Here is a 6,081-nt window from a genome sequence, read left to right on the forward strand (position 1 = left end):
TATTATGTAGTGGTTCTTTGTCATTAGCCACAGCTATTGTGTACTTAAAAATAGGAATGCATGAGTGCAACTCATGCATAAGAAATACTAATTTCTAAAGAAAAAGTATTTCTTTATGTTGGGGCCCCGCCAACTTGCATTGTTTGTAGAATTTCTTTTCGAAATTCTTTATGTTGGGGCCCCGCCAACTAATTCCAATATATCATTGTAGAGCTTAGGTCATTGATTTTTGGCTCGGACTTTTATGGCGATATGAACCATGTAAATTAAGCAAGCAATAAATTAATGATTGATATTGACTTGTAAAATAATAACAATAATGAACAATTAATATTTATTTTAGCTTTTCAATGTAGATTGGTGTTATATTTTTGATATGATAAGAAGAGATGTAAGAGTAGGGATAAATACAATTGAGGTGAACCCATGTTAACGACAGAAAAACTAGTTGAAACATTAAAGTTAGATTTAATCGCTGGTGAAGAAGGACTATCGAAGCCAATTAAAAATGCTGATATATCAAGACCAGGCTTAGAGATGGCAGGTTATTTTTCACATTATGCGTCAGATAGAATACAACTATTAGGAACAACGGAACTATCGTTTTACAATTTATTACCAGATAAGGATCGCGCAGGTCGTATGCGTAAACTATGCAGACCAGAAACGCCTGCAATTATTGTGACACGTGGATTGCAGCCACCAGAAGAATTAGTTGAAGCTGCAAAAGAATTAAATACCCCACTTATAGTTGCTAAAGATGCGACTACAAGTTTAATGAGTCGCTTAACAACGTTTTTAGAGCATGCACTTGCAAAGACGACATCTTTACATGGTGTTTTAGTAGATGTTTACGGTGTTGGTGTACTAATTACCGGTGATTCAGGAATAGGTAAAAGTGAGACTGCGTTGGAATTAGTTAAACGTGGGCATAGATTAGTAGCAGATGATAATGTAGAAATACGTCAAATTAATAAAGATGAACTAATAGGGAAACCACCAAAGTTAATAGAACATCTATTAGAAATACGTGGACTAGGTATTATCAATGTTATGACTTTATTTGGCGCGGGTTCAATATTAACTGAAAAACGAATTAGATTAAATATTAATTTGGAAAACTGGAACAAGCAAAAGTTATATGACCGCGTAGGTCTTAATGAAGAGACGCTAAGTATTTTAGATACTGAAATCACTAAAAAAACAATACCTGTAAGACCTGGTAGAAATGTTGCGGTAATTATTGAGGTCGCTGCAATGAACTATCGATTAAATATCATGGGCATTAACACTGCCGAAGAATTTAGTGAAAGATTAAATGAAGAAATTATCAAGAACAGTCATAAGAGTGAGGAGTAGGTTGAATGGGTATTGTATTTAACTATATAGATCCTGTGGCATTTAACTTAGGACCACTGAGTGTACGATGGTATGGAATTATCATTGCTGTCGGAATATTACTTGGTTACTTTGTTGCACAACGTGCACTAGTTAAAGCAGGATTACATAAAGATACTTTAGTAGATATTATTTTTTATAGTGCACTATTTGGATTTATCGCGGCACGAATCTATTTTGTGATTTTCCAATGGCCATATTACGCGGAAAATCCAAGTGAAATTATTAAAATATGGCATGGTGGAATAGCAATACATGGTGGTTTAATAGGTGGCTTTATTGCTGGTGTTATTGTATGTAAAGTGAAAAATTTAAACCCATTTCAAATTGGTGATATCGTTGCGCCAAGTATAATTTTAGCGCAAGGAATTGGACGCTGGGGTAACTTTATGAATCACGAGGCACATGGTGGACCGGTGTCACGCGCTTTTTTAGAACAATTACATTTGCCTAATTTTATAATAGAAAATATGTATATTAACGGCCAATATTATCATCCAACATTCTTATATGAATCCATTTGGGATGTCGCTGGATTTATTATCTTAGTTAATATTCGTAAACATTTAAAATTAGGAGAAACATTCTTTTTATATTTAACTTGGTATTCAATTGGTCGATTCTTTATAGAAGGATTACGTACAGATAGCTTAATGCTCACAAGTAATATTAGAGTTGCACAATTAGTATCAATTCTTTTAATTTTAATAAGTATAAGTTTAATTGTATATAGAAGGATTAAGTATAATCCACCGTTGTATAGCAAAGTTGGGGCGCTTCCATGGCCAACAAAAAAAGTGAAGTAGTGATATTTTGAGAAAATTTTTATCAAAAACACATCATCATACAAACCCTTTATGGCGTGTATACCGTCTTGTTAAATTTTCGAAAGTTTTTAAGAATGTAATTATCATTGAATTTTCGAAATTTATTCCAAGTATGGTACTGAAAAGACATATATATAAACAACTTTTAAATATTAATATCGGTAATCAATCGTCGATAGCTTATAAAGTAATGTTAGATATTTTTTACCCAGAACTGATTACGATTGGTAGTAACAGTGTTATTGGTTACAATGTAACAATTTTGACGCATGAAGCATTAGTTGATGAATTTCGTTATGGACCAGTGACGATAGGATCTAACACTTTGATTGGTGCAAATGCTACCATTTTACCCGGTATAACGATTGGTGACAATGTAAAAGTTGCAGCTGGTACGGTTGTTTCAAAAGATATACCGGATAATGGATTTGCATATGGCAACCCTATGTATATAAAAATGATTAGGAGGTGACAATTTTATGGCGCAAAAGAATAATAATGTAATTCCAATGACTTTTGATGATGCATTTTATCGTAAAATGGCTAAACAGAAGTTTAAACAAAGAGAATATAAACGAGCTGCTGAATACTTTGAAAAAGTGTTAGAATTGTCACCTGATGATCTGGAAATTCAAATTGATTATGCACAATGTCTAGTGCAACTTGGTATTGCTAAAAAAGCAGAACATTTATTTTATGACAATATTATTTATAATAGGCATCTAGAAGATAGCTTTTATGAATTGAGTCAGCTCAACATTGAAGTTAACGAACCAAACAAGGCATTCTTGTTTGGTATTAATTATGTTATTGTTAGCGACGACCAAGATTATAGAGATGAATTAGATCAAATGTTTGATGTGAAATATCAAAGCGAAGAACAAATTGAACTTGAAGCTCAATTGTTTGTAGTTCAAATACTATTCCAATATCTTTTTTCTCAAGGTCGATTAAAAGATGCAAAGAATTATGTCTTACATCAACCACAAGAAGTTCAAGATCATCGTGTCGTACGTAATTTATTGGCAATGTGTTATTTATATCTCGGTGAATATGATACGGCTAAAGCATTGTACGAAGCACTATTACAAGAGGATAGTACAGATATATATGCATTATGCCATTATACTTTGCTACTTTATAACACTAAGGAAAATGAACAATATCAAAAATATTTAAAAATATTAAACAAAGTTGTACCTATGAATGACGATGAAAGTTTTAAATTAGGTATTGTATTAAGTTATTTAAAGCAGTATCGTGCATCACAACAATTGTTGTACCCTTTATATAAAAAAGGGAAATTTTTATCAATTCAAATGTACAATGCTTTAGCATATAATTATTATTATTTAGGTGAAGAAGACGAAAGTCATTACTACTGGGATAAATTGAAGCAAATTTCTAAAGTGGAAATTGGACATGCGCCTTGGGTAATTGAAAATAGCAAAGAAGTTTTTGACCAACATATTTTGCCATTACTTCAAAGTGATGACAGTCATTATCGTTTATATGGTATTTTTTTATTGGATCAATTAAATGGTAAAGAAATTGTGATGACGGAAAGTATTTGGCAGGTTCTGGAAAATCTAAATAATTATGAGAAATTGTATTTAACGTATTTAGTTCAAGGTTTAACGCTCAATAAATTAGACTTCATTCATCGCGGCTTGTTAACGCTTTACCAAAATGAATTATTTGTAAGTGAAAATGATTTAATGGTTGCATGGATTAATCAAGGTGAACTCATAATTGCTGAAAAAGTAGATTTAACTGATGTTGAGCCATATATCGGTGCGTTTATTTATTTGTATTTTAAAAATCAACCTCGAAACGTTACAAAGAAGCAAATTACAACATGGTTAGGCATAACACAATATAAACTGAACAAAATGATTGAATTTCTCTTGAGCATATAGATTTATGAAAAGTTAGATTTATTATATAATGCGCATAATGATTAATAATGAGGAGGCGTTAATAAAATGACTGAAATAGATTTTGATATAGCAATTATCGGTGCAGGTCCAGCTGGTATGACTGCTGCAGTATACGCATCACGTGCTAATTTAAAAACAGTTATGATTGAAAGAGGTATTCCAGGCGGTCAAATGGCTAATACAGAAGAAGTAGAGAACTTCCCTGGTTTCGAAATGATTACAGGTCCAGATTTATCTACAAAAATGTTTGAACACGCTAAAAAGTTTGGTGCAGTTTATCAATATGGAGATATTAAATCTGTAGAAGATAAAGGCGAATATAAAGTGATTAACTTTGGTAATAAAGAATTAACAGCGAAAGCGGTCATTATTGCTACAGGTGCAGAATACAAGAAAATTGGTGTTCCGGGTGAACAAGAACTTGGTGGACGCGGTGTAAGTTATTGTGCAGTATGTGATGGTGCATTCTTTAAAAATAAACGCCTATTCGTTATCGGTGGTGGTGACTCAGCAGTAGAAGAGGGAACATTCTTAACTAAATTTGCTGACAAAGTAACAATCGTTCACCGTCGTGATGAGTTACGTGCACAGCGTATTTTACAAGATAGAGCATTCAAAAATGATAAAATCGACTTTATTTGGAGTCATACTTTGAAATCAATTAATGAAAAAGACGGCAAAGTGGGTTCTGTGACATTAACGTCTACAAAAGATGGTTCAGAAGAAACACACGAGGCTGATGGTGTATTCATCTATATTGGTATGAAACCATTAACAGCGCCATTTAAAGACTTAGGTATTACGAATGATGTTGGTTATATTGTGACAAAAGATGATATGACAACATCAGTACCAGGTATTTTTGCAGCAGGAGATGTTCGTGACAAAGGTTTACGCCAAATTGTCACTGCTACTGGCGATGGTAGTATTGCAGCGCAAAGTGCAGCGGAATATATTGAACATTTAAACGATCAAGCTTAATTCGAGGTCGAATTAAGATGTTGAGTTGTAAGTTATTTGGATATTTATTTTAATAGTGTCATCACCTTGTTAAAATAATGTCTTACTTTTAAATTAAAGCAAATTATATAGAAAACTAGAACTTAGTACGTATCATTTGTGCGTTTCAATGAGTTCTAGTTTTTTTTATATGTTATATTAAACTTATAACTTTATGGGAGTGGGACAGAAATGATAAAGAGCCACTAATGATTTATTATGTAGTGGTTCTTATACATTAGCCACAGCTAATGTGTACTTAAAAATAGGAATACATGAGTAAAACTCATGCATAAGAAATACTAATTTCTATAGAAAAAGTATTACTTTATCGTTGTACCACCCCAACTTGCACATTATCGTAAGCTGACTTATCGTAAGCTTCTGTGTTGGGGCCCACACCCCAACTCGCATTGCCTGTAGAATTTCTTTTCGAAATTCTCTTTGTTGGGGCCCACACCCCAACTTGCATTGTCTGTAGAAATTGGAAATCCAATTTCTCTGTGTTGGGGCCCACACCCCAACTCGCATTGCCTGTAGAATTTCTTTTCGAAATTCTCTGTGTTGGGGCCCACACCCCAACTTGCATTGTCTGTAGAAATTGGAAATCCAATTTCTCTGTGTTGGGGCCCCTGACTAGAGTTGAAAAAAGCTTGTTGCAAGCGCATTTTCATTCAGTCAACTACTAGCAATATAATATTATAGACCCTAGGACATTGATTTATGTCCCAAGCTCCTTTAAATGATGTATATTTTTAGAAATTTAATCTAGACATAGTTGGAAATAAATATAAAACATCGTTGCTTAATTTTGTCATAGAACATTTAAATTAACATCATGAAATTCGTTTTGGCGGTGAAAAAATAATGGATAATAATGAAAAAGAAAAAAGTAAAAGTGAACTATTAGTTGTAAC

The 6,081-nt window shown here is 32.9% G+C and carries 5 protein-coding genes; all 5 read left to right on the top strand.

Features of this window, described 5'->3' with window-relative positions; translation table 11 throughout:
• Window positions 1-426 precede the first annotated feature (426 nt).
• The 5 genes from hprK to trxB all read left to right on the top strand — a co-directional run bounded on the left by hprK (window position 427) and on the right by trxB (window position 5,146).
• Window positions 427-1,359, top strand: coding sequence for an HPr(Ser) kinase/phosphatase (gene hprK, locus IDG60_RS04660; RefSeq protein ID WP_000958224.1), 933 nt, complete (start codon window positions 427-429; stop codon window positions 1,357-1,359).
• Window positions 1,360-1,364: 5 nt separating this feature from the next.
• Entirely contained in the window at window positions 1,365-2,204 is an 840-nt protein-coding gene (lgt, locus tag IDG60_RS04665) for a prolipoprotein diacylglyceryl transferase (protein ID WP_000513305.1), read from the top strand.
• 7 nt (window positions 2,205-2,211) lie between these two features.
• Complete coding sequence (locus tag IDG60_RS04670) at window positions 2,212-2,697, top strand: acyltransferase (RefSeq protein WP_001224793.1); 486 nt, start codon at window positions 2,212-2,214, stop codon at window positions 2,695-2,697.
• 7 nt (window positions 2,698-2,704) lie between these two features.
• Window positions 2,705-4,144, top strand: coding sequence for a tetratricopeptide repeat protein (locus IDG60_RS04675; protein WP_000057543.1), 1,440 nt, complete (start codon window positions 2,705-2,707; stop codon window positions 4,142-4,144).
• Between the two features lie 66 nt (window positions 4,145-4,210).
• Window positions 4,211-5,146 (top strand): thioredoxin-disulfide reductase, encoded by a 936-nt coding sequence (gene trxB / locus IDG60_RS04680; RefSeq protein WP_000134963.1) that lies wholly within the window; start codon window positions 4,211-4,213, stop codon window positions 5,144-5,146.
• Window positions 5,147-6,081: the final 935 nt, after the last annotated feature.

Source organism: Staphylococcus sp. EG-SA-2 (assembly GCF_017152085.1).